Below are 20,084 nucleotides of genomic sequence, written 5' to 3'. Positions count from 1 at the left end.
ATTGGCGGCGGCCGGGCCTCGCGGTAGGACTTTGCCAGCACTATGTCTGATCATATCCCGACGCGGTTCGCCGCCGCTTTGCCCAGGAGATGCTTCGTGCCCAAAGGTTCTGACCTGCTTGTTGCCGCCCTCGAGAATGAGGGCGTCGATCGCATCTTCGGCATTCCCGGCGAAGAAAACCTGGACGTCGTCGAATCCATCCGCAAATCCTCGATCCAGCTCATCCTCACCCGTCATGAGCAGGCGGCGGCGTTCATGGCCGCCACCCATGGCAGGCTCACCGGCAAGCCAGGTGTGTGCATCACCACGCTGGGACCCGGCGCCCTGAACCTGACGACGGGTGCCGCCTATGCGCTGCTCGGCGCCATGCCGATGATCATGATCACCGGGCAGAAGGGCATCCGCTCGTCGCGCCAGGCCCGCTTCCAGATCGTCGACATCGTCGCCGCGATGAAGCCGTTGACCAAGCTGTCACGTCAGATCATCTCGGCGAAGACCATTCCCGCCGTGGTGCGCGAAGCGTTTCGGATTGCCGAGGAGGAGCGTCCGGGGCCGGTGCATCTGGAACTGCCCGAAGACATCGCGGCCGAGGAGTGCGACGATGTCGCGCTGATCCCGCCGCATCCGGTCGAGCTTCCGCTGGCCAGCCCGCTGGCGCTCGACCGTGCCGCCGAGATGATCATCAAGGCGCAGCGTCCTCTGGCGATGCTGGGCGCCGCCGCGTCGCGGCCGCGCTCGACCTCCGACCTCGCCCAGTTCGTTATCAGGACCGGCATCCCCTATTTCACCACGCAGATGGGCAAGGGCACGGTGCCTGGCGGAACCGAGCTCTACATGGGCACCGCCGCGCTGTCCGAGCGCGACTATGTGCATGAGGCCATCGAACAGGCCGACCTCATCATCACTATCGGCCACGACACGATCGAGAAGCCGCCCTTCATTATGGGCGACAAGGGACCGAAGGTGATCCATGTCGGTTACCAGCCGGCCAATGTCGAGCAGGTCTATTTCCCGCAGACCGAAGTGGTCGGCGACATCGGCGCTTCGCTCAGGCTGCTTGCCGACCGGATCGAGGGCAAGATCCCCAACGCGCAGGCGCTACTGCCGCTGCGCGAAGGGATTTTGAGCCGCATTGCCATCCGCGCCACCGAAGACCGTTTCACGCCGCAGCGCTTGGTGCACGATGTGCGCGCGGTGATGCCGGCCGATGGCATCCTGGCGCTCGACAACGGCATGTACAAGATCTGGTTTGCGCGCAATTACCGCACGCGCGTCGCCAACACTTTGCTGCTCGACAACGCCCTGGCCACGATGGGCGCCGGCCTGCCGTCGGCGATGACGGCGGCGATGCTCTATCCCGGCCGCCGCGTCATGGCGATCTGCGGGGACGGCGGCTTCATGATGAACAGCCAGGAGTGGGAAACCGCCGTCAGGCTGAAGCTCAACCTCGTCGTGCTGATCATCGAGGACAATGCTTTCGGCATGATCCGCTGGAAGCAGGCGGTCGACCAGTTCCCCGATTTCGGCATGACCTTCGGCAATCCCGATTTCGTCAGATATGCCGAGGCCTATGGCGCCAAGGGAACCAGGGTCGGCGCCGTCTCAGAAATACAATCGACGCTTGAACAGGCTTTTGCCGGCGGTGGCGTCCATCTCGTCGTCGTTCCGATCGACTATTCGGAGAACGAGCGCGTGCTGGTCGAGGAACTGCGCCACCGGTTGCCGGCGCCACCGGAGGCCTGACGGTGGAGTAGATACCGCCGCAGCAGCGCTCAGGCGGCCCGGACCTTGGCGCTCCCACGCGCCCAGGCCGGCAGCCAGTCGCCATGTGTCGCCAGCAACTCATCGACCAGCGCCCAGATCTGGTCGAGATCGAGTTCGGCCGCCGTATGCGGGTCCATCATCGCCGCGTGGTAGATGTGCTCGCGGTTTTCGGTCATCAACGCCTGCACCGTCAGTTCCTGCACATTGATGTTGGTGCGTATCAACGCGGTGAGTTGCGGCGGCAGCTCGCCAATATAGGTCGGCTGGATGCCGGAGGCGTCCACCAGGCACGGCACCTCGGCGGCGCAATTGTCCGGCAGCGAGGTGATGCAGCCATTGTTGCGGACATTGCCGTAGATCACCGAAGGCTCCCCGGTCCACACCGAGTTCATGATCGAGGACGCGTATTCCTTCGATTGCTCGACCTCGATGCGGTCGGCCGAGCGATAGGCCTCGGCCTGGCCCTTCCAGCGCTCGATCTGTTCGATGCAGCGCTTGGGATATTCGTCGAGCGGAATGCCGAATTTCTCGATCAGGTCGGGGCGGCCTTCCTTGATGAAATAGGGCGTGTATTCGGCGAAATGCTCGGAGCTTTCGGTGACGAAATAGCCGAGCCGCGTCAGCATCTCGTAGCGCACCTTGTTGGGGCAGCGCGGGTTCCAGCCCGGCTTCGGCGCCCTGCCCTCGCGATAGGCGCGGACCAGGTCCGGATAGAGGTTGCGGTAAGAGCCATCCGGCTGCTGGTGCTCGAACTTCAGGTAGAAGGCCATGTGGTTGATGCCGGCCGAGCGGTAGCGTATCTCGTCGTAGGGAATGTCGAGATCGTGCGCCAGTTCCATCGCCGTGCCTTGCACCGAGTGGCAGAGGCCTACCTGCTTGATCTCAGGGTATTTCTCTGAGATCGCCCAGGTGTTGATCGCCATCGGGTTGACGTATTGCAGCATGATCGCGTCGGGGCAGACGGCCAGCATGTCCTCGCAGATCTTCCACAGATGCGGCACGGTCCGGAGGCCGCGCATGATGCCGCCGACGCCGAGCGTGTCGGCAATGGTCTGGCGCAGGCCGTATTTCTTCGGCACCTCGAAATCGGTGACGGTGCAGGGCTCGTAACCGCCGATCTGGAAGGCGACGACGACGAAGTCGGCGCCGGCGAGCGCCTTGCGTTGGTCGGAATAGGTCTCGGCCTTCGCCTTCACGCCCAGCGTCGCGATCAGCTTGTTGACGACGATGGCGCTCTCTTCCAGCCGCTGCGGATTGATGTCCATCAGCGCGATCGTCGCGCCTGACAGCGATGGGCGCTGCAGCACGTCGCCGACAATGTTCTTCATGAACACGGTCGAACCCGCGCCAATGAAGGTGATCCTGGGATGTCTTGCCACTATTAAACCTCCGGCACTTTGCTACGCCACGTCGAAGGCGGCCCTGACGAGCCGTTCGGTGTAGGCGGTCTTGGGATGGGTGAGGACCTCGTCGACGGGTCCCTGTTCGACGATCTTGCCGTTCTGCATGACGATGACGCGATGGCAGAGCGCGCGCACCACCTTGAGGTCGTGCGAAATGAAGAGATAGCTAAGGCCGCGTTCGTCCTGCAGCTTGCGCAACAAGTCGATGATCTGCGCCTGCACCGAAAGGTCGAGCGCCGATGTCGGTTCATCGAGCAGGATGAATTCGGGCTCCAGCGCGATGGCTCGGGCAATGGCGATGCGCTGCCGCTGGCCGCCGGAAAATTCGTGCGGGAACCGCGACAGGATATCGCCGGGCATGCCGGCGCTGACCAGGGCGTCGCGAACCCGACCGACCCGCTCGCGCCGTGTCGCGCCGATCCTGTTGACGACCAGCCCTTCCTCTATGATCTGGCCGATCGTCATACGCGGGTTAAGCGACGAGAACGGATCCTGAAAAACGACCTGCATGCGCGAGCGCAGCGGCCGCATCCCGGCGCGCGACAGGCCGTGGATCGGCTGGCCGTCGAAGCTGACCTCGCCGCGCTTGGCATCGGTGAGCTTGAGCAAGGCGAGACCGAACGTGGTCTTGCCGGAGCCGGATTCGCCGACCAGCCCCAGTGTTTCGTGGCGGCAAAGTTTCAGGCCGAGATCGTCGACGGCGACCAGTTCGCGCCAGTCCGGCTTCAGGAAGCTGCCATGGCGCAGCATGAAGCAGACGCGCATATCGCGGGCCTCGAGGATGGTGCCGCTGTTTTCCGGCAGCGACTGCGGCTTGCCGTGCGGCTCTGAAGCGAGCAGCCGCTTCGTATAGGCATGCTGCGGGTCGGCGAACAGCCGCTCGGTGACGTTGTGCTCGCACATCTCGCCATGCTGCATGACATAGACATAGTCGGAGAATTTTCGCACCACGGTGAGGTCGTGGGTGATCAGGATGACCGCCATCCTGAGTTCTTTTTGCAGATTGCGGATCAAATTGAGGATCTGCGCCTGCACCGTGACGTCGAGCGCCGTCGTCGGCTCGTCGGCGATCAGCACATCGGGGTCGTTGGCGAGCGCCATGGCGATCATCACGCGCTGGCGCTGCCCGCCCGACATCTGGTGCGGATACTGCTTGATGCGCGCTTCCGGCTCGGGGATCTGGACATGCCGCAAAAGCTCGAGCGCCCGCGCCCAGGCTTGCTTGCGGCTGAGCTTTCGATGCACTCTGATCGCCTCGACGATCTGACTGCCGACCGTATAGATCGGGTTGAGCGAGCTCATCGGCTCCTGGAAGATCATCGAGATGCGATTGCCGCGCAACTTGCGCCGGGCGCTCTCGGGGAATTTCAGTATGTCCTGCCCGCAATAGTGGATGGTGGATTTCGGCGACACGGTGGCCCGCTTCGACAAGAGCCCCATGAGGGCGCGCGCCGTCACCGACTTGCCGGAACCGGACTCGCCGACGATGGCGATCGTCTCGCCGCGATAGAGCTGGAACGAGACATCCTTCACTGCGTCGACGACGCCGTGCTCGACCTTGAAGGCGACCTCGATGTTGCGGGCATCGATGATGGGTTGGTCGTGGCGGCCGGCATGGTCGAGCCGGACGGCTGGTGCGAAGGTGGCTGCGAGCGCTACGGTCATCCCGGCCACCTCAATAGGGATCGACGGCATCGCGCAGGCCGTCGCCCAGCGCGTTGAAGGCAAAGACGGTGATCAGCACGAAGCCGACCGGCGACAGGATCCACGGATAGGTGCCGATGACCGAATAGGTAGCCGTGTCCTGCAGCATCAGCCCCCATGAGATCAGCGGCGGTTTCACGGCGAAGCCGAGGAAGCCGAGAAAGGCTTCGAGCAGCACCACCGTCGGGATGGCGATCGTCACGGCGACGATGACGTGGCTCATCACATTGGGAAAAATGTGCTGCATGATGATACGCATGTCGGTGGCGCCAACCGCCATGGCAGCGCGCACATAGTCGATCCGCGCCAGCGCCAGCGTCTTGCCGCGCACCTCGCGCGACATCTGCGCCCAGCCCAGCGCCGACATGACGATGATGACGAAGGCGAGGAAGACGTTGGTCGGCGCGGTCACCGGGATCAGCGTCGTCAGCGCAAGATAGAGCGGCAATTGCGGGAAGGCGAGCACCAGCTCGACGAAGCGCTGCATCCAGACGTCGAAGCGGCCGCCGAAATAGCCCGAGACCATGCCGACCGTGGTGCCGATGACGGTGATGATGAACACCACCGTCAGCGCTATCATCAGCGAGACGCGCGAGCCCTGGATGGCGCGCGACAACACATCCCGGCCGAATTTGTCGGTGCCGAGAAAATGCACCGGCTGGCCGTCGGCCGAAGCGAAGAAATGCCGGTTGGCGGGGATCAGTCCAAGCAGCCGGTAGTCGGCGCCCTTGACGAAGAAGCCGAGCAGGCGCGGATGCTCGTAATCCGGCCCGACGACCGGCTGGAAGGTGACCGGGTCGAGGTCAGCAGAATCCGCCAGCGCATAGACCCGCGGCTGGAGCACGAAATTCCCGTCTCTGTCGTGAAAACTCATCACTTGCGGCGGGGCGAAAGCGACATCGGTCACCTTGGGGTCCATCGGCGCGAAGAAATCGGCGAACAGCGCCATCAGCACCAGAAGCACGACCAGGATCAGCCCGGCCATGCCGGTCCAGGAGCGCCTCAGCCGGCGCCAGACCAGCGCCATATAGCTCTCATTGCCGCGTGGGGTCGCAATCGCGGTTGCTTCAGCCGGGGGCGGCGGCGGGGATGGGTCGCGCGCCAGCATCTAGCTCTCCCTGTACTGGCGTACGCGCGGATCGAGCAGCGCGAGCAGCATGTCGGCGATGATGTTGCCGACGATCAGCGTTGCCGACAGCACCATCATGAAGGTCGCCGTGACATAAACGTCGCCGACCGCCATCGAGCCGACGATGGCGGGCCCGACCGTCGGCAGCGCAAAGATGATCGCCGTCTCGATCTCGCCGGTCAGCATGTAGGGCAGCACCACGCCCTGATACATGATGAGCGGGTGCAGTGCGTTGGGCACGGCATGGCGCATGACGACGGCGCTGCCGGTCAGGCCCTTGGCCTTGGCCGTCTCGACATATTGCGCGTTCAGCGTATCGAGCAGATTGCCGCGCATGACGCGCATATTGTAGGCGAGCCCGCCGAAGGTGGCGATCGCCACCACCGGCCAGACATGCTTGACGAGGTCGGCGAATTTCGCCCACGACCACGGCGCGCCGCCATATTGCGGCGAGAAGAAGCTGCCGATCTCCGACACGTTGAACTGGAAGACCAGGAGATAGACGATGATCAGCGCCATCAGGAAGCGCGGCACCGTCATGCCGAGGAAGGAGATGGCCGACAGCACCGAGTCAATCCATGTGTATTGCCTCGTCGCCGCCCAGATGCCGAAGGTGATGCCGAGCACCGAGGCCAGCAGATGGCAGACCAGCGCCAGCAGCAGCGTGCGCGGCAGCCGCTCGCCGACCACTGCGGCGACCGGCTTGTTGTAATAGAGGCTGTAGCCGAAATCGCCGCGGGTGATGATGCCGGCGACCCAGTTCAGGTACTGGACGGGCAGCGGTTTATCGAGGCCGTGCTCGACCCTATAGGCCTGCGCCTGCGCGTCGGCTTCGGCAAAAGACGCCCCGCCCTGGTTGATGAGCTGCGAGCGGATATAGTCGGCATAGTCGCCCGGCGGCGCCTGGATGATGGCAAAGGTGACCAGGCTCAGGATGACCATGACCGGCACCGCCGATGCTATGCGCATGGCCAGGAATCGCAGCATCGGACCGTTTCTCCTCCTTGGATCTAATCTGTTGCCGCTGACCTTACTCCGTCCCGGCCGCGCGCGCAGCGCGGCCGGGCGTCAGCCAGGGGAGGAAACTCAGTTCGTCGGACCCTTGTCGCCGGGCTTGCCGGGAAGCTGGTCGGGAAAGAGTTCGTATTTCTGCTGCTTGTCGGCGGCGACGAAGACGCGTTCGCGCACGATCGAATCCTCGGCCCAGTTGAACATGAAGATCGGCGTTCCCTGCGGGATGTTGGAGAAGCGCTTGTTGATGATCAGGGCGCCGGGATATTCGGTCAGTCCGATATTGTAGACATGCTCCGTCGAGATCTTCTGGAACGTCTTCATCAGGCTGGCGCGCTCGTCATTGTCTGACGAGGAGACGAACTTGTTGACGATGTCGACAAGCTCCTTTTCGAACGGCATCAGGTCGACCACGCCGCTTTCGGGCGCGCGGTGATCCCAGCTGGTCTTGGGTCCGACGGGCGCGAGTTGCACGGTATTCTGCACGACGGAAGTCAGCTCCTGCTCGTTGCGCCTGATCAGCCAGTCGAAGCGGCCGGAATATTGCGAGGCATCACGCTGGGTGCCGTTGAGGCCGTTGAGCACGACCCTGATGCCAAGCTTTTCCATCTGGCCGACGACGCCTTCGGCGAGGCTCTTGTCAGTGCCGTAGTCATTGTTGACCAGCATCACGATCTCGACATTCTTGCCGCCGGCGGTCCCGGCCGGGAAGTTCACGAAGCCGTCGCCATCCGTATCCTTGAGACCAGCCTTGGCCAGTTCTGCCTTGGCGCCCTCGATGTCGAAGGGATAGTAGACGGTCGAGTTGCGGTCATAGAAGCTGGTGCCCGAGGAAAAGCCACCGGGGTAGATAGCGGTGAACGGCCCCTTGACCAGCGAGTCGCCGAGCGCCTTGCGGTCGAGCGCCATGGTGATGCCCTTGCGGAAGTCCTCATTGCGGTTGAGCTCGCGGATCGCCTGGCCGCGTTCGTCGGGATTGCCCCAGCCATTGGCGGAAAAGTTCATGCGCAGATTGTAGCCGATCAGGCGCGGGCCAAAGGCGAGCCGGGCCGGCGCGTCCTTCTCCGCCGCTCGCTTCAGCGAAGCGACGAAATTCTCCGGCTGCTCGAGGTTGGAGAAGTCGGCGGCCCCTGCCACCGCCTGCACGTCACGGTCGGCCCAGGTCGACAGCTTGTAGTGCAGTTCGTTGAGATAGGGCAGCTGGTTGCCCTTCTCGTCGACCTTCCAGTAGTAGGGATTGCGGCGCAAGACGATGATGTCGTCGGGCCTATACTCCACCGGCACCCAGGCGCCCATCACCGGAATGTTCATATATTCCGGCGGGAACGCGTTCTTGAACTGCTCGTAGGTATTCTTCGAGTACTTCGGATGCTGCGGCTTCAGGATATGCGCTGGGCCGGGGCAGAAGGTGCCGTAGGCCATGGCATAGAGATACTGTTTGGGGAAAGCGTCCTTGAAGGTCCACTCGACGGTGTAATCGTCGACCTTCTTCAGCGTCGTGCCGACACCGAAGGTTTCCGCTGTGGCGCCGTTCAACGGCGAGACATTGGGGTCGACGACCTCATCGTCCCAGTAGAACATGACATCGTCGGCATTGAAGGCAACGCCGTCAGACCATTTGGCGCCTTCGACCAGGTGCATGGTCAGCGTGTGGCCATCCTTCGACCAGTCCCAGCTCCTGGCGAGGTTGGGCAGCGGCTCGGTGTCCTTGGCCTCGACCTGGAACAAAGGCGCGGTGCGCGTCAGGCATTCCGAAAGGCCGATGTCGATGCCGCCCCATCCTTGGGTCTGGCCGGCGCCATAATTCCAGCCTTCCGGCCGGCCGCCAATGACGTGGCGCATGGTGTCGCCATAAACGCCGATGCCGTCCGGCATGTTGCCGGTCTTGAACACCAGCGGCTCCTTCGGCAGGCGATCCTTGACCGGCGGCAGCTTGCCAGTCTTGACGTATTTCTCGGTGACCCACTCGGGCTCGTGATATTCGGGCAGCGCCTTGAACTCCAGGATGGAATCGCGGGCGACGTATTTGATCTTGCCCTCGGCGGGAAACGCCGCCGGCGCCGGCGGCGTGGTCGGCTCGGACGCGTATGCACTGCCAAGCGCCAATGCCGAGACGCTCAGCGCCAGCCCGGCGAGAATGCCAATTCTTCGCCCGGCGAGAATGCCAATTCCACGAAAGTTCCTCATTGTGTTCCTCCCAGATGTTTCGACGTCTGCTGCTGCCCGCATCTATTCATGACGGCTGATTGGCGAACCGGCCTCCCGCTGTCCGCCTGCCAGCATTCTCAGCCGGCCTGTTTCAGGGCCGTTTTTTCGGCGCGCAGTTCCTCGATCGAGCGCACTTTGCGCCGCGCCGCACCCGCCCAGTCGCGGGTTTTCACCATCGATTTCGAAAGCCGCTCCTTGGCGGCCGGCACGGCATCGGCGTATTGCGGTAGCCAACGCGCCTGGGCGACGACCATCTCGTCGACCATCTGCCAGACCTCTTCCGGCGTCGACACCGCACCCACCAGCGGATCGTGCAGCACCGCGAGCTTGAGCAGGTCAATGTCGCCCGTAACAGCCGCATGCACCGACATCCGCTGAACGTTGATCGAAGCCATGCAGGTGGCCGCGCAGGCTTCCGGCAGCGTGATGCCTGACGCCATGTTGATGCCGAAGCGATCGACGAAACCGGGCGATTCGATGATCGCGTCCTGCGGCAGATTGGTGATGATGCCGGTGTTCTTGACGTTGAAGTGGCCGCGATAGACGCGGTTCGTCTCCAGCGCTTCGAGAATATGGCTGGCATGCTCGTTCGAGCGCTTCGATACGTCGAGCGGCTTCGACGCCGCTTCGAGGAATTGCGGATATTCCGTCTCGAACCAGTTGCGGGTTTCCGTGGAGTAGCGAAGATAGCCGCCGGTCTCGCCATGGATCCAATCGGACATGTCGATCCAGCGGGTGATTTCGTCCGGCCGCTTGCGATACCAGGGCAGATATTCGGAGAGATGACCGTTGCTTTCGGTGGAGTAGACGCCGAAGCGCTTCAGCACGTCGATGCGCAGCTTTTCCTGCTGCGAATAGACCGGATGCGCCTCGAAGGCAGCCACCAGTTCGTCCTTGCCGATCTTGCGGCCGTTGAGCCGCAAATCGATGAACCAGGTTTGGTGGTTGATACCGGAGCAGACATAATCGAGTTCGCTGTGCGACTTGGCGCCGAGCACTTCGGCGATCTGTTCGGCGCCGTGCTGGACACCGTGGCAGAGGCCGACCGTATCGACCTTGCCATATTCGATCGCCGCCCAGGTGTTCATCGCCATCGGGTTGGCATAGTTGAGGAATTTGGCGCCTGGCTCGGCGACCTCCAATATATCCTTGCAGAAGTCGAGGATGACCGGGATGTTGCGCTGGCCGTAGAGGATGCCCCCGGCGCAAATCGTGTCACCGACGCACTGGTCGATGCCGTATTTCAAGGGAATGCGGATATCGTCGGCATAGGCTTCGAGCCCGCCCACCCGCACGCAGCTGATGACGTAGCGCGCGCCTTCCAGCGCCTTGCGGCGGTCGGTCGTCGCCGTCACCCTGGTCGGCAGCTTGTTGGCCTCGACGATGCGGTCGAGGATCGCCTTGATCATTTGCAGATTGTGTTCGCTGAGATCGGTCAGCGCGAATTCGATGTCGCTGAATTCCGGGACGCACAAAATATCGGTGAACAGCTTCTTGGTGAAGCCCACGCTGCCGGCGCCGATAATAGCGATTTTGAAACTCATCACCTCACCTCGATGCATTCGAATGCCGGGTAAGGAGCAACAGGAAAGGGAATGGCGGCTCGCCTCGGCGCGCATGCCATTCGAGCCGGAATTCCGGCTCGTTCTCCTCCCCGCCCGCTCCTCGACCGCGGGTCTTTCGCGTTCTCAGGATTTGGATTATGCCGTTATTCCAGGGCGCGGCCAGAGAACGATTATGCTTTCGAGGGTAATTTTGTGCTGCATGATCTGATCGCCAACGGACAGTTGATGCGCACCATCTCGCTGCCGCGCGGCCGCCAGCGCCTGCATGCCATGCCAACCAGCACCGGCTATGAAGTACGCGAGGGCGTGACCTATGACTGGGATGGGCGCAAGCGCGGCCAGACACCGTTCACCGTGCTGCAGCACACGATCAGCGGCACCGGCCAGCTGCGCTACGAGAACCGCAACTACCGCCTGCAGGCCAACGACACGCTGCTGGTGCTGGTGCCACACAACCATCGCTACTGGCTGGAGAAGGGCGACCGCTGGGAATATTTCTGGATCTCGATGAATGGCGAGGAGGCGCTGCGCGTCCACAAATCCATACTCAGCGTCTCCGGCCCGGTGTTTCGGCTGCAGCCGGAGACGATCGATCATCTCGCCGATTGCAGCCTGCGCCTGATCAAGGGCGGCGCTTCGCCTGGCGCTGCTTCGGCAATCGCCTATGAGGCGGCGATGGCGCTTTACGACGATGTCTTCGGCTCGCACGCCTTCACTGAGAAACAGAGCGTCATGCAGCCGGTCATCGATCATATCAACGCCAATCTCGACAAGCCCTTGCCCGTGGCCGAGCTCGTCCAGATCAGCGGCCTCAGCCGCGCCCATTTCTCGCGCTGCTTCGCCGAGAGCGAAGGCGTTCCGCCGGCCGAGTTCGTGCTGCAGCAGCGGCTGCAGCGGGCGGCGAAGCTGCTAACCAAAGCCGATTTCCTGCCGGTCAAGGAGGTCGCCATCCTGTGCGGCTTCGAGGACGCCAACTATTTCTCGAAAGTCTTCCGCCGGCTCTACGGCATCAACCCGACGCAGTTCCGCACCACCGGCATGTATGCCAGCCTGGGCAGCCTTCGATAGGATTACCCGATGCGGTTGCCACTTGCGGGATCGAACAGATGCAGCGCCGCCGGATCGGCAGACAGCCGCACCTTATCGCCAGGCCGGATAGTGCTGCGTCCCATGACGAAGACACAAACCAGCTGGTTGGCGAGCCGGACATAGAACTGCGTCGACAGGCCGAGCGGCTCGACCACCTCGACCTCTGCCCTGAGCGGACCATCGTCGGCAAGCTGGATGTGCTCCGGCCGTAGCCCGACAGTAAGCACATCGCCATCCTTCAACGGCAAGCCATCAGGCAACCGCAGCTTCTGGCCGTCGGCCAGCACCGCGTCCACCTTGCCGCCCTTGGCCACTGTCGCCGGAAAGAAATTCATGCCGGGCGAGCCGATGAAGCCGGCCACAAAAGTATTGATCGGCCGATCGTAGAGTTCGAGCGGATGGCCGACCTGCTGCACATAGCCGTCATGCATGACGACGATGCGGTCGGCCATAGTCATGGCTTCGATCTGGTCGTGGGTGACATAGACCGATGTGGTCTTGAGCTGCTGGTGCAGCGCCTTGATCTCGGCGCGCATATGCACGCGCAATTTGGCGTCGAGATTGCTGAGCGGCTCGTCGAACAGAAACACTTTGGGATCGCGCACGATGGCGCGGCCCATGGCGACGCGCTGGCGCTGGCCGCCGGACAGTTGCCTGGGCAGACGGCCGAGGAAACTGTCGAGGCCGAGGCGCTTGGCCGCCGCCCCTACCCTGCCGTCGATCGTCGTCTTCTCCGCCTTCTTCAAAAGCAGGCTGAAACCCATATTCGACGACACATCCATGTGCGGATAGAGCGCGTAGGACTGGAACACCATGGCAATATCGCGGTCCTTCGGCGCGACATCGTTGACCAGCCGATCGCCGATATGGATCTCGCCGCCCGACACCTCCTCCAGCCCGGCAATCATGCGCAAAAGGGTCGACTTGCCGCAGCCGGACGGGCCGACCAGCACGACGAACTCGCCATCGGCGATCTCGAGGTCGACGCCGTGCAGGATGCGCAGCGAACCGTAATCCTTCTCGACGTTTTGCAGCGTGACGGAAGCCATCGATTATCCTTTGACCGCGCCGGCGGTGAGGCCGGTGACGAGATAGCGTTGCAGGAAGGCGAAGAAGATGCAGACCGGGATCAGCGCCAGGATCGACGCCGCCATCATCTGCCCCCAGTCCACGGCGAACTTGCCGATATAGGTGAGCAGGCCGACGGCAAAGGTCTTCTGGTCGTCGCTGGAGATCAGCATCAGCGCGAACAGCAATTCGCTCCAGGCGGCGGTGAAGACGAAGCCGAGCGTGGCGCCCATGCCGGGCAAGGTCAGCGGCACGATCACCTTGCGCATCGCCTGCGCCCGCGTGCAGCCGTCGATCATCGCCGCTTCCTCCAGATCCTTCGGAATGCCGTCGAAGAAGGACTGCATTAGAAAGGTGGCGAAGGCGGTGTTGAAGGCGGTGTAGATGATGATCAGACCAACCAGACTGTTGGTCAGGCCAAGCTCGCCCATGACGCGGTAGATCGGCGGAATGACCATCACCAGCGGGAAGGTTTGCGTCAGCAAAAGCATGATCGCCAGCGTTGCCTTGCCGCGAAAGGTGAAGCGCGACATGGCGTAGCCGGCGAGCGTGGCGATGACTGTCACCAGGGCCGCCGTCGACACCGAGACGATAACGCTGTTGAGGAAATAGCGGGGGAAGTCAGAGGCTTCCAGGACAGTGATGAAGTTGCGGAAGGAGGTCTGCGACGGCCACAGCGTGATGCCCTCGGAATAGAGCAGCCGCTCCGGCGTTACCGAAATCTTCAGCGTCCAGAAGATCGGAAACAGCGCAAAGATCATATAGGCGGCAATCGCCGCGTAGAGGCCGATGCCGCTGAAGATGCGCGAGGAGGTGGAGCGTCCGGCAATCATCAGACGTGCCTCACCAGCAAGCGGCGGATGGCGATCAGCGCGATCGCATAGGCGATCAGCAAGATCAAGAGCAGCACCGCCACCGCGGAGGCATAGCCCTTGTCCAGCGACTTGAAGGCACTGACATAGATGTAGACCGGCACCGTGCTGGTCGAGCCTGCCGGCCCGCCCTCGGTCATGACGAAGATCAGATCGGCGAAGGTCGCGATCCAGATCGTACGCAGCATGACGGTGATGACGATGGTCGGCGCCAGGAACGGCAGCGTCACCTTGGTGAAGCGCTGCCAAGGCGAAGCGCCGTCGATTGCGGCCGCCTCATGCAGTTCCGACGGGATCGACTTCAGCGCCGCCAGCAGCGTGATGGCGAAGAACGGAATGCCGAACCAGATGTTGGCGATGATCGGCCCCCACATGGCGGTCGCCGGATCGGACAGCACATTGGTCGGCTCGGCCTTCAGCCCGAGCGTGAAGAGCCAATGCGGCAGTGGTCCGATGATCGGATTGAACAGCCACGCCCAGGTCAGGCCCGACAGGAAAGATGGCACCGCCCAGGGCAGGAACACCACCGCCTGCACGAACTTGCGCCCGACAAACGGTTTGTCGAGCAGCAACGCCAGACCCAGGCCGAGGAAGAACTGGAAGAACAGGCTGGCGACGGTCCACCAGAGCGTGTTGACCAGCGCCTGCCCCAGCACCTGGTCGGTCAGCATCGCCTGATACTGGCCGAGGCCGACATATTCGGATTTGAAGGCGGAGAACTTCCGGAACGAATAGCTGATGCCGATGATCAGCGGCACCAGCAGCACCACGACCAGCAGAACGATCGCCGGGCTGAGATAAAGCCAGGGCTCGATTGCTGCATGCGTCAGCCGCTTCTTTCGCGGTCGGCCTGCGGATCGTATTTCGGGTACGGCGTAGGTCATTGGCTTCTGGATCGTCTCCTGGAGGAGCGGATTGGCAACAAGCGTCGCCGTTCATTGGGGAACAGATGCCGGTCCACCCTCCGTAGCTGCAGCACAGCTGCTGCGGAGGACGGGCAGGCAGATGAGGGGCGGCGCCAGCCTTGGGGTGCTCGAGCTGCCCCTCATCCGGGCCTGTCTGTGCATGTCGTTGTCCCAAAACCGCTACGCACTTTTGGGCGACATGCATTCGGGCCACCTTCTCCCCGTAAACGGGGAGAAGGTGGAAGAACTACTTCTTGTTCTTGGCCAGCCAGTCCTGCTGTTCCTTGGTCAGGAACGCGGCCCATTGATCGGCAACGTCCTTGGCCGACTTCTGGCCGAGCAGCACTTCCTGGAAATTCTTGATCGCCACCTGGTCGACGAAATTGCCGAGGTTCTCCAGATGTGTCGGCGGCGTCACCATTTCATATTTGGAAGCGTCGCTGAGTTCGGTGAACCAGCCTTTGAACTGCTCGGTCTTGAAGTGGGCATCCTGGTCGGCGCCATTGTGGATCGGCACGACGCCGACTTCCTTGGCCCATTCGAGATTGTCCTTGGGCGACAACAGCGTCGCCATCAGCTTCCAGGCATCGTCCTTGTGCTGCGAGTTGGCGAACATCGCCCAGCCGGCATAGCCCAGCGTCGGATAGGATTTGCCGCTTGGCCCCACAGGCAGCGGCGCCACTGCAAAATCGTCGGCACTCATCTTGTCGGCAATGCCGATCAGCGCATCCGGATCCTGGTTGAGCATGGCGCAGGTGCCGGAATAGAAGCCGGTGACGGTCTCGTTAAAGCCCCAGCTCACCGCATCCTTGGGCGCCAGCCCGTCCTTGTACATGTCGGCCAGCATCTGCAGGCCCTTGACCGAGCCCTCCTCGTTGATGGTCGAGGTGCCGTCCTCGTTGAAGTAGCCGCCCTTGCCAGCGGCGATGTTCATGAACATGTGCATGCCGTTGAAGGCGCCCGGCCCACCGCGCAGGCAATAGCCGTACTTGCCTGGAATGGCGGAGATCTTCTTGGAGTCGGCGATGAAGTCGTCGAGTGTCGCCGGCGGGCCGTCGAGACCGGCCTCCTTGAACAACTTCTTGTTCCAGAACAGCGCATTCACATAGTAGCCGTACGGGATCATGAACTGGGTGTTGTTGACGGTCGAGCCGAATTGCTTGGCGCGGTCGCCCAGCGTCTTGGCGTCGTCCCATTTGGCCATGTAAGGGCCGAGATCCTCGAGCTGGCCGTTGGTGGCGTACAGGCCCATCCAGCGCTCCGGCATCTCGACGATGTCGGGCGTATCGCCGGCCTGCACCATGGTGAGGAATTTCTCGAAAGCCTGCCCCCAGGGCAGCGAGACCACCTCGACCTTGACGCCGGCATTGGCGGCCTCGAACTCGGCAATCTGCTTCTTCAGGAATTCGGTGCGCTGCGGGCTGGTGATGACCTCGACCAGCTTGAGGGTGGTATCGGCCAGCGCGCCGCTGGCGGACATCGCCAGGCCGGCAGCGGTGGCAAGCATGATGCTCAGTCGTTTCATGTTCAGAACTCCCATTTTGAACCCAGTCATTTTTTTGCTTTGTCGAAGGCCTGGCCGATGTCGGCCCAGAGGTCTTCGACGCTTTCCAATCCGACATTGAAGCGGATGGTTCGCGGGCTGACGCCGAAGCGCGCCATCGAATTGAGACCCGGTGTCTGCTCGAGCGAGGCCTTTGCCGGCACGACCAGGCTTTCATGACCGCCCCAGCTGACGCCGATGCGGAAAAATTTCAGCGCATCGACGAAAGCGGGAATGTCGACATCCTCCGTCACCTCGAAGGAGAACAGCCCGGCATAGCCGGCAAGCGTCTTCTTGCCGGGATGGTTGGAATAGGCGGGATGATTGACCCGCTCGACCTTGTCATGCGCCTTCAAGCGCTCGGCGATGATGAGCCCGCTCTTCATGTGATGCGGCAGTCTCAGCGGCAGCGTGCGCAGGCCGCGCAACAGCAGCCAGCCCTCGAAGGGCGACAGCTTTGCGCCGAGCTGCGAATAGGTCTGGTCGTTGATATGCTTGATGTGAGCGGCCGAGCCAGCCACCACGCCGGCGACGGTGTCGCTGTGACCGCCGAGATATTTCGAGGCGGAATGCAGCACCAGATCGACGCCGTGCAGGATCGGCTTCTGGAACACCGGCGTGGCCCAGGAATTGTCGATGGTGGTGACGATGCCCTGCTCGTTCGCCAGCCGCGTCAGATGCTCGAGATCCTGCAGCTCGAACATCATCGAGGTCGGGCTTTCCAGATAGAGCAGTTTCGCACCGGGAAGTGCCGCGGCCACCGCATCCGGATCGGAGCCGTCGACATAGTCGACCTTGATATGCAGGCGCGGGAACAACCGCTCGAACAGTCGGTAGGCGTCGCCATAGCAGTTGCGTACCGCAAGGATGCGTTCGCCTGCGCCGACGAAAGCCAGCAACGTCGCGCTGATCGCAGCCATGCCGCTCGAAAAACCACGTGCGGCTTCAGCACCTTCAAGCGCTGCGACGCGTGACTCGAATTCCATCACTGTCGGGTTGTCGCCGCGCGAATAGATCGGCTGCTTCCTGCGCCCGGCAAAGGTATCGGCCATGTCGGCATAGCTGGCGAAGGTGAACAGCGAGGTCTGGTAGATCGGCGGCACCACCGCATTGCCGGGGAACGGGTCGTCATGCGCCAGAAGCGTCGCCGCCTCGGCGAGATAGTCGCTGCCGGAAATGCCTGGGTCGAAGCTGTGCTCGTTCATGTGCGGACCGAAAGTTTGAGGTTGGCGGCGCCGCGCTTCAAATCGTCCTCGACCGTGGCGATCAGCTTCAGCGCTTCGGCCCGGGCGCCTTCCGGGTCGTGCGCGGCGATGCAATCGAACATGGTGCGGTGGTAGGGAAAGCTGGCATGGCCGAAATCGCGCACGCCGAGCGGATGTTCCCAGAAGCGGTGGAACAGCTCGTGCATGGCGGCGATGATCTGCTCGAACAGCGGATTGCCGCAGGCGCGGTAGATCGCCTGATGGAATTCCCAGTCCTCTTCCGACGACATGCCGGCTCGGCTGAGAAACTCTTCTTCCATGATGTCGAGCTTGCGCTCGATCTCGGCGAGGTCGTCCTTGTCGGCGCGAATGGCGCAAAGGGCGGCGGCTTCCGCTTCCAGCGCGCGGCGGATTTCCAGCGTGCGCATCAGGCCGGTGAAATCATTGCCGCCGGCAAGCGTCAGCGGCATGTGCAGCATGTCAAGCGAGACGGCGGCCTTGAGATAGGTGCCCGAGCCCTGCCGGCGCTCGACCAGGCCAAGCCCTTCCCAGCGCGTCAGCGCCTCGCGCACCGTGTTGCGGCTGACCTTCAGACGCTCAGCGAGGATGCGTTCGGTCGGCAGCCTCTCACCGGGTTCCAGCTTCTCGCGCATGACGAAGCCGGCCAACGCCTTCAGCACCGCGTCGTCGCGGGCCGTCGTCTGGATCGGCGGAAGGCTGAATTCGGTCACCGGGGCTATTACCGAAGTGGTTCAATGGTCCAACCAATTTCTGCACAGACGAAGGGACCTGTCAACAGTGGAAACGCAGCGAGGCCGAAGGGCCAGGGGATGCACCTTCGGCCTTGCTGCTTCAGCCGTGGATGCGCGCCGGCGCAGCGGCGGCGCGAGCCTCGCGCCAGCGAGCGAAGATTGCCTCGCGAACCCGCCTCGAACCAGAGAGGCGCTTTTTTGCCTGCGCCAGCACCGCAGGCGACGCCTCGGCGGGCGTGCCGGACCGAAAGGGAGGAGCCGGGGCGTATTCGAGCGAGAGCTGCACGATCTCGGCCTCCTCCTGTCCAAGCAGCCTCGCAACCAGCGCCAGGCCGAAGTCGATCCCCGAAGTGACGCCGCCGGCGGTGATGAGCTTGCCGTCTTCGACGATACGCTCGTCGACCGGGATCGCTCCGAACTCCTCAAGGAAATCATGCGCATACCAGTGCGTGGTCGCGCGCTTGCCCCTCAGCAGTCCGGCCGCCCCAAGCACCAGGGCACCGCTGCAAACGGAGGTGATGTAGCGCACCTGCCCCGCGCGCTCCCACACGAAATCGAGGACTGTCTGGTCCTCCAGCAGCGCGTTGACCCCGGCCCCGCCAGGAATGCACAGCACGTCGAGGGGCCGGCAATCGTCAAAGGTCGCCGTCGGGGTGAGGGAGAGGTGCGTCGACGACATCACCGGGTTGCGATCCTTCCAGATCAGTTCCACCTCGGCATCCTTGGCCGATGCCAGGACTTCGTATGGGCCGGTGAGGTCGAGTTGTTGGACGTCGGGGAATACGAGGATGCCGAAACGAAGGGGCATGGAAATCTCCGTGGGTTGACTTCGGGCAATCTACGGCATCATGGTTTGGCACGATTGCCATTCACCCCTCGTTTCAGGCCAAAACCCGATGCGCCGTATCGAAGTGCTTGCCTATCCCGACATCCAGCTCCTCGACGTCAGCGGACCGCTCCAGGTCTTTGCCAGCGCCAACGACTTCAAGCGGCAGGCGGGCGAGCCGGCCCCCTACGAGGTCGTGGTCGTCGCCGCCTCGCCCCGGATAAGGACCTCGGCCGGTCTGGTGCTGGAGGCCACGGCGCTGCCAACCCACGGAGGTGAGATCGACACGCTGCTTGTCCCCGGCGGATGGGGCGTCAACGCGGCCTGCGACGATGCCCAGCTGGTCGAATGGATTGCCAGCCGCTCGCGCGATGCCACGCGAAGCGCTTCCGTCTGCAGCGGCGCCATGCTGCTGGCGACGGCTGGCCTGCTCGACGGCCGCCGCGCGGTGACCCATTGGGGACGCTGCGCGGAGTTCGCCCGGCGCTTTCCCGCGGTCCGCCTCGAACCCGATCCGATCTTCATCCGCGACGGCAATGTCTGGACATCCGCCGGCGTAACGGCGGGGATCGATCTCGCCCTCTCCCTTGTCGAGGCCGACCTTGGCCGGCACACGGCGCTTGCCGTGGCGCGCGAATTGGTGGTCTTCCTGAAACGTCCCGGTGGCCAGGCGCAGTTCAGCCAAACCCTCAAGCTGCAGCAAGGCGACGGGCGCTTCGACCGGCTGCATGGCTGGATCCTCGAAAATCTGGCCGGCGACCTGTCGCTCACGCAGTTGGCCGACCACGCCAATATGAGCCCGCGCAGCTTCTCGCGGCGCTATCGCGAGGCCACGGGCCGGACACCCGCCCGCGCGATCGAGGAGATCCGGATCGAGGCGGCGCGACGGATGCTGGAGCGGGGCCAGCCCGTCAACCAGACGGCCCGCCGCTGCGGTTTCGGCTCGGAAGAAACCATGCGGCGCGGTTTTTTGCGCGTGCTGGGCACCAATCCGCGCGCCTATCGCGAGCGTTTCTGATCGCGAGGGCTTGCGCCATTAA

The 20,084-nt window shown here is 63.0% G+C and carries 16 protein-coding genes; 3 read left to right on the top strand and 13 right to left on the bottom strand.

Annotated elements, in window-relative coordinates; all coding sequences use genetic code 11:
* Positions 1-96 precede the first annotated feature (96 nt).
* Positions 97-1,743: an acetolactate synthase large subunit gene (locus X771_RS152910; RefSeq protein ID WP_023687917.1), complete on the top strand. Its 1,647-nt coding sequence runs from the start codon at positions 97-99 to the stop codon at positions 1,741-1,743.
* 29 nt (positions 1,744-1,772) lie between these two features.
* Here X771_RS152910 and X771_RS152915 read toward each other — a convergent pair whose 3' ends face one another.
* From X771_RS152915 to X771_RS152940, 6 genes are all read right to left on the bottom strand, one after another.
* The gene (locus tag X771_RS152915; protein ID WP_023687916.1) at positions 1,773-3,143 is read right to left on the bottom strand and encodes an alpha-glucosidase/alpha-galactosidase; all 1,371 of its coding nucleotides are present in this window, start codon (positions 3,141-3,143) and stop codon (positions 1,773-1,775) included.
* A 21-nt stretch (positions 3,144-3,164) separates the two neighbouring features.
* Complete coding sequence (locus tag X771_RS152920; RefSeq protein WP_023687915.1) at positions 3,165-4,832, bottom strand: ABC transporter ATP-binding protein; 1,668 nt, start codon at positions 4,830-4,832, stop codon at positions 3,165-3,167.
* Positions 4,833-4,842: 10 nt separating this feature from the next.
* Positions 4,843-5,979 (bottom strand): ABC transporter permease, encoded by a 1,137-nt coding sequence (locus X771_RS152925; RefSeq protein ID WP_023687914.1) that lies wholly within the window; start codon positions 5,977-5,979, stop codon positions 4,843-4,845.
* Positions 5,980-6,987: an ABC transporter permease gene (locus X771_RS152930; RefSeq protein ID WP_023687913.1), complete on the bottom strand. Its 1,008-nt coding sequence runs from the start codon at positions 6,985-6,987 to the stop codon at positions 5,980-5,982. It abuts the gene before it with no gap.
* 99 nt (positions 6,988-7,086) lie between these two features.
* Positions 7,087-9,198 (bottom strand): ABC transporter substrate-binding protein, encoded by a 2,112-nt coding sequence (locus X771_RS152935; protein ID WP_023687912.1) that lies wholly within the window; start codon positions 9,196-9,198, stop codon positions 7,087-7,089.
* A gap of 98 nt (positions 9,199-9,296) precedes the next feature.
* The gene (locus X771_RS152940; protein ID WP_023687911.1) at positions 9,297-10,763 is read right to left on the bottom strand and encodes an alpha-glucosidase/alpha-galactosidase; all 1,467 of its coding nucleotides are present in this window, start codon (positions 10,761-10,763) and stop codon (positions 9,297-9,299) included.
* A 213-nt stretch (positions 10,764-10,976) separates the two neighbouring features.
* On the opposite strand from X771_RS152940, the gene X771_RS152950 reads away from it, so the two are divergent.
* On the top strand, positions 10,977-11,852 hold the full coding sequence (locus X771_RS152950; RefSeq protein WP_023687910.1) for an AraC family transcriptional regulator: 876 nt from the start codon (positions 10,977-10,979) through the stop codon (positions 11,850-11,852).
* A 2-nt stretch (positions 11,853-11,854) separates the two neighbouring features.
* On the opposite strand, the gene ugpC is transcribed toward X771_RS152950, so the two are convergent.
* From ugpC to X771_RS152985, 7 genes are all read right to left on the bottom strand, one after another.
* The gene (gene ugpC, locus X771_RS152955) at positions 11,855-12,922 is read right to left on the bottom strand and encodes a sn-glycerol-3-phosphate ABC transporter ATP-binding protein UgpC (RefSeq protein WP_023687909.1); all 1,068 of its coding nucleotides are present in this window, start codon (positions 12,920-12,922) and stop codon (positions 11,855-11,857) included.
* A gap of 3 nt (positions 12,923-12,925) precedes the next feature.
* Positions 12,926-13,774: a carbohydrate ABC transporter permease gene (locus X771_RS152960; RefSeq protein WP_023687908.1), complete on the bottom strand. Its 849-nt coding sequence runs from the start codon at positions 13,772-13,774 to the stop codon at positions 12,926-12,928.
* Positions 13,774-14,697, bottom strand: a complete 924-nt coding sequence (locus X771_RS152965) for a sugar ABC transporter permease (protein ID WP_023687907.1) — start codon at positions 14,695-14,697, stop codon at positions 13,774-13,776. The genes X771_RS152960 and X771_RS152965 overlap by 1 nt, the downstream gene beginning before the upstream one ends.
* Before the next feature lie 268 nt (positions 14,698-14,965).
* A complete protein-coding gene (locus X771_RS152970) occupies positions 14,966-16,243 on the bottom strand; it encodes a sugar ABC transporter substrate-binding protein (protein WP_023687906.1) in 1,278 nt (425 codons plus the stop codon).
* 26 nt (positions 16,244-16,269) lie between these two features.
* Positions 16,270-17,466, bottom strand: coding sequence for a PLP-dependent transferase (locus tag X771_RS152975; RefSeq protein WP_023687905.1), 1,197 nt, complete (start codon positions 17,464-17,466; stop codon positions 16,270-16,272).
* Positions 17,463-18,197 (bottom strand): FadR/GntR family transcriptional regulator, encoded by a 735-nt coding sequence (locus X771_RS152980; protein WP_023668124.1) that lies wholly within the window; start codon positions 18,195-18,197, stop codon positions 17,463-17,465. Before X771_RS152980 ends, X771_RS152975 begins: the two co-directional genes overlap by 4 nt.
* A gap of 121 nt (positions 18,198-18,318) precedes the next feature.
* Positions 18,319-19,026, bottom strand: coding sequence for a DJ-1/PfpI family protein (locus X771_RS152985; RefSeq protein ID WP_023687904.1), 708 nt, complete (start codon positions 19,024-19,026; stop codon positions 18,319-18,321).
* An 88-nt stretch (positions 19,027-19,114) separates the two neighbouring features.
* On the opposite strand from X771_RS152985, the gene X771_RS152990 reads away from it, so the two are divergent.
* Complete coding sequence (locus X771_RS152990) at positions 19,115-20,062, top strand: GlxA family transcriptional regulator (RefSeq protein ID WP_023687903.1); 948 nt, start codon at positions 19,115-19,117, stop codon at positions 20,060-20,062.
* Positions 20,063-20,084: the final 22 nt, after the last annotated feature.

Origin of the sequence: Mesorhizobium sp. LSJC269B00 (assembly GCF_000502815.1) — a bacterium.
In the GTDB taxonomy this organism is placed as follows: domain Bacteria; phylum Pseudomonadota; class Alphaproteobacteria; order Rhizobiales; family Rhizobiaceae; genus Mesorhizobium.
This window is presented reverse-complemented; position numbering and strand designations above follow the sequence as displayed.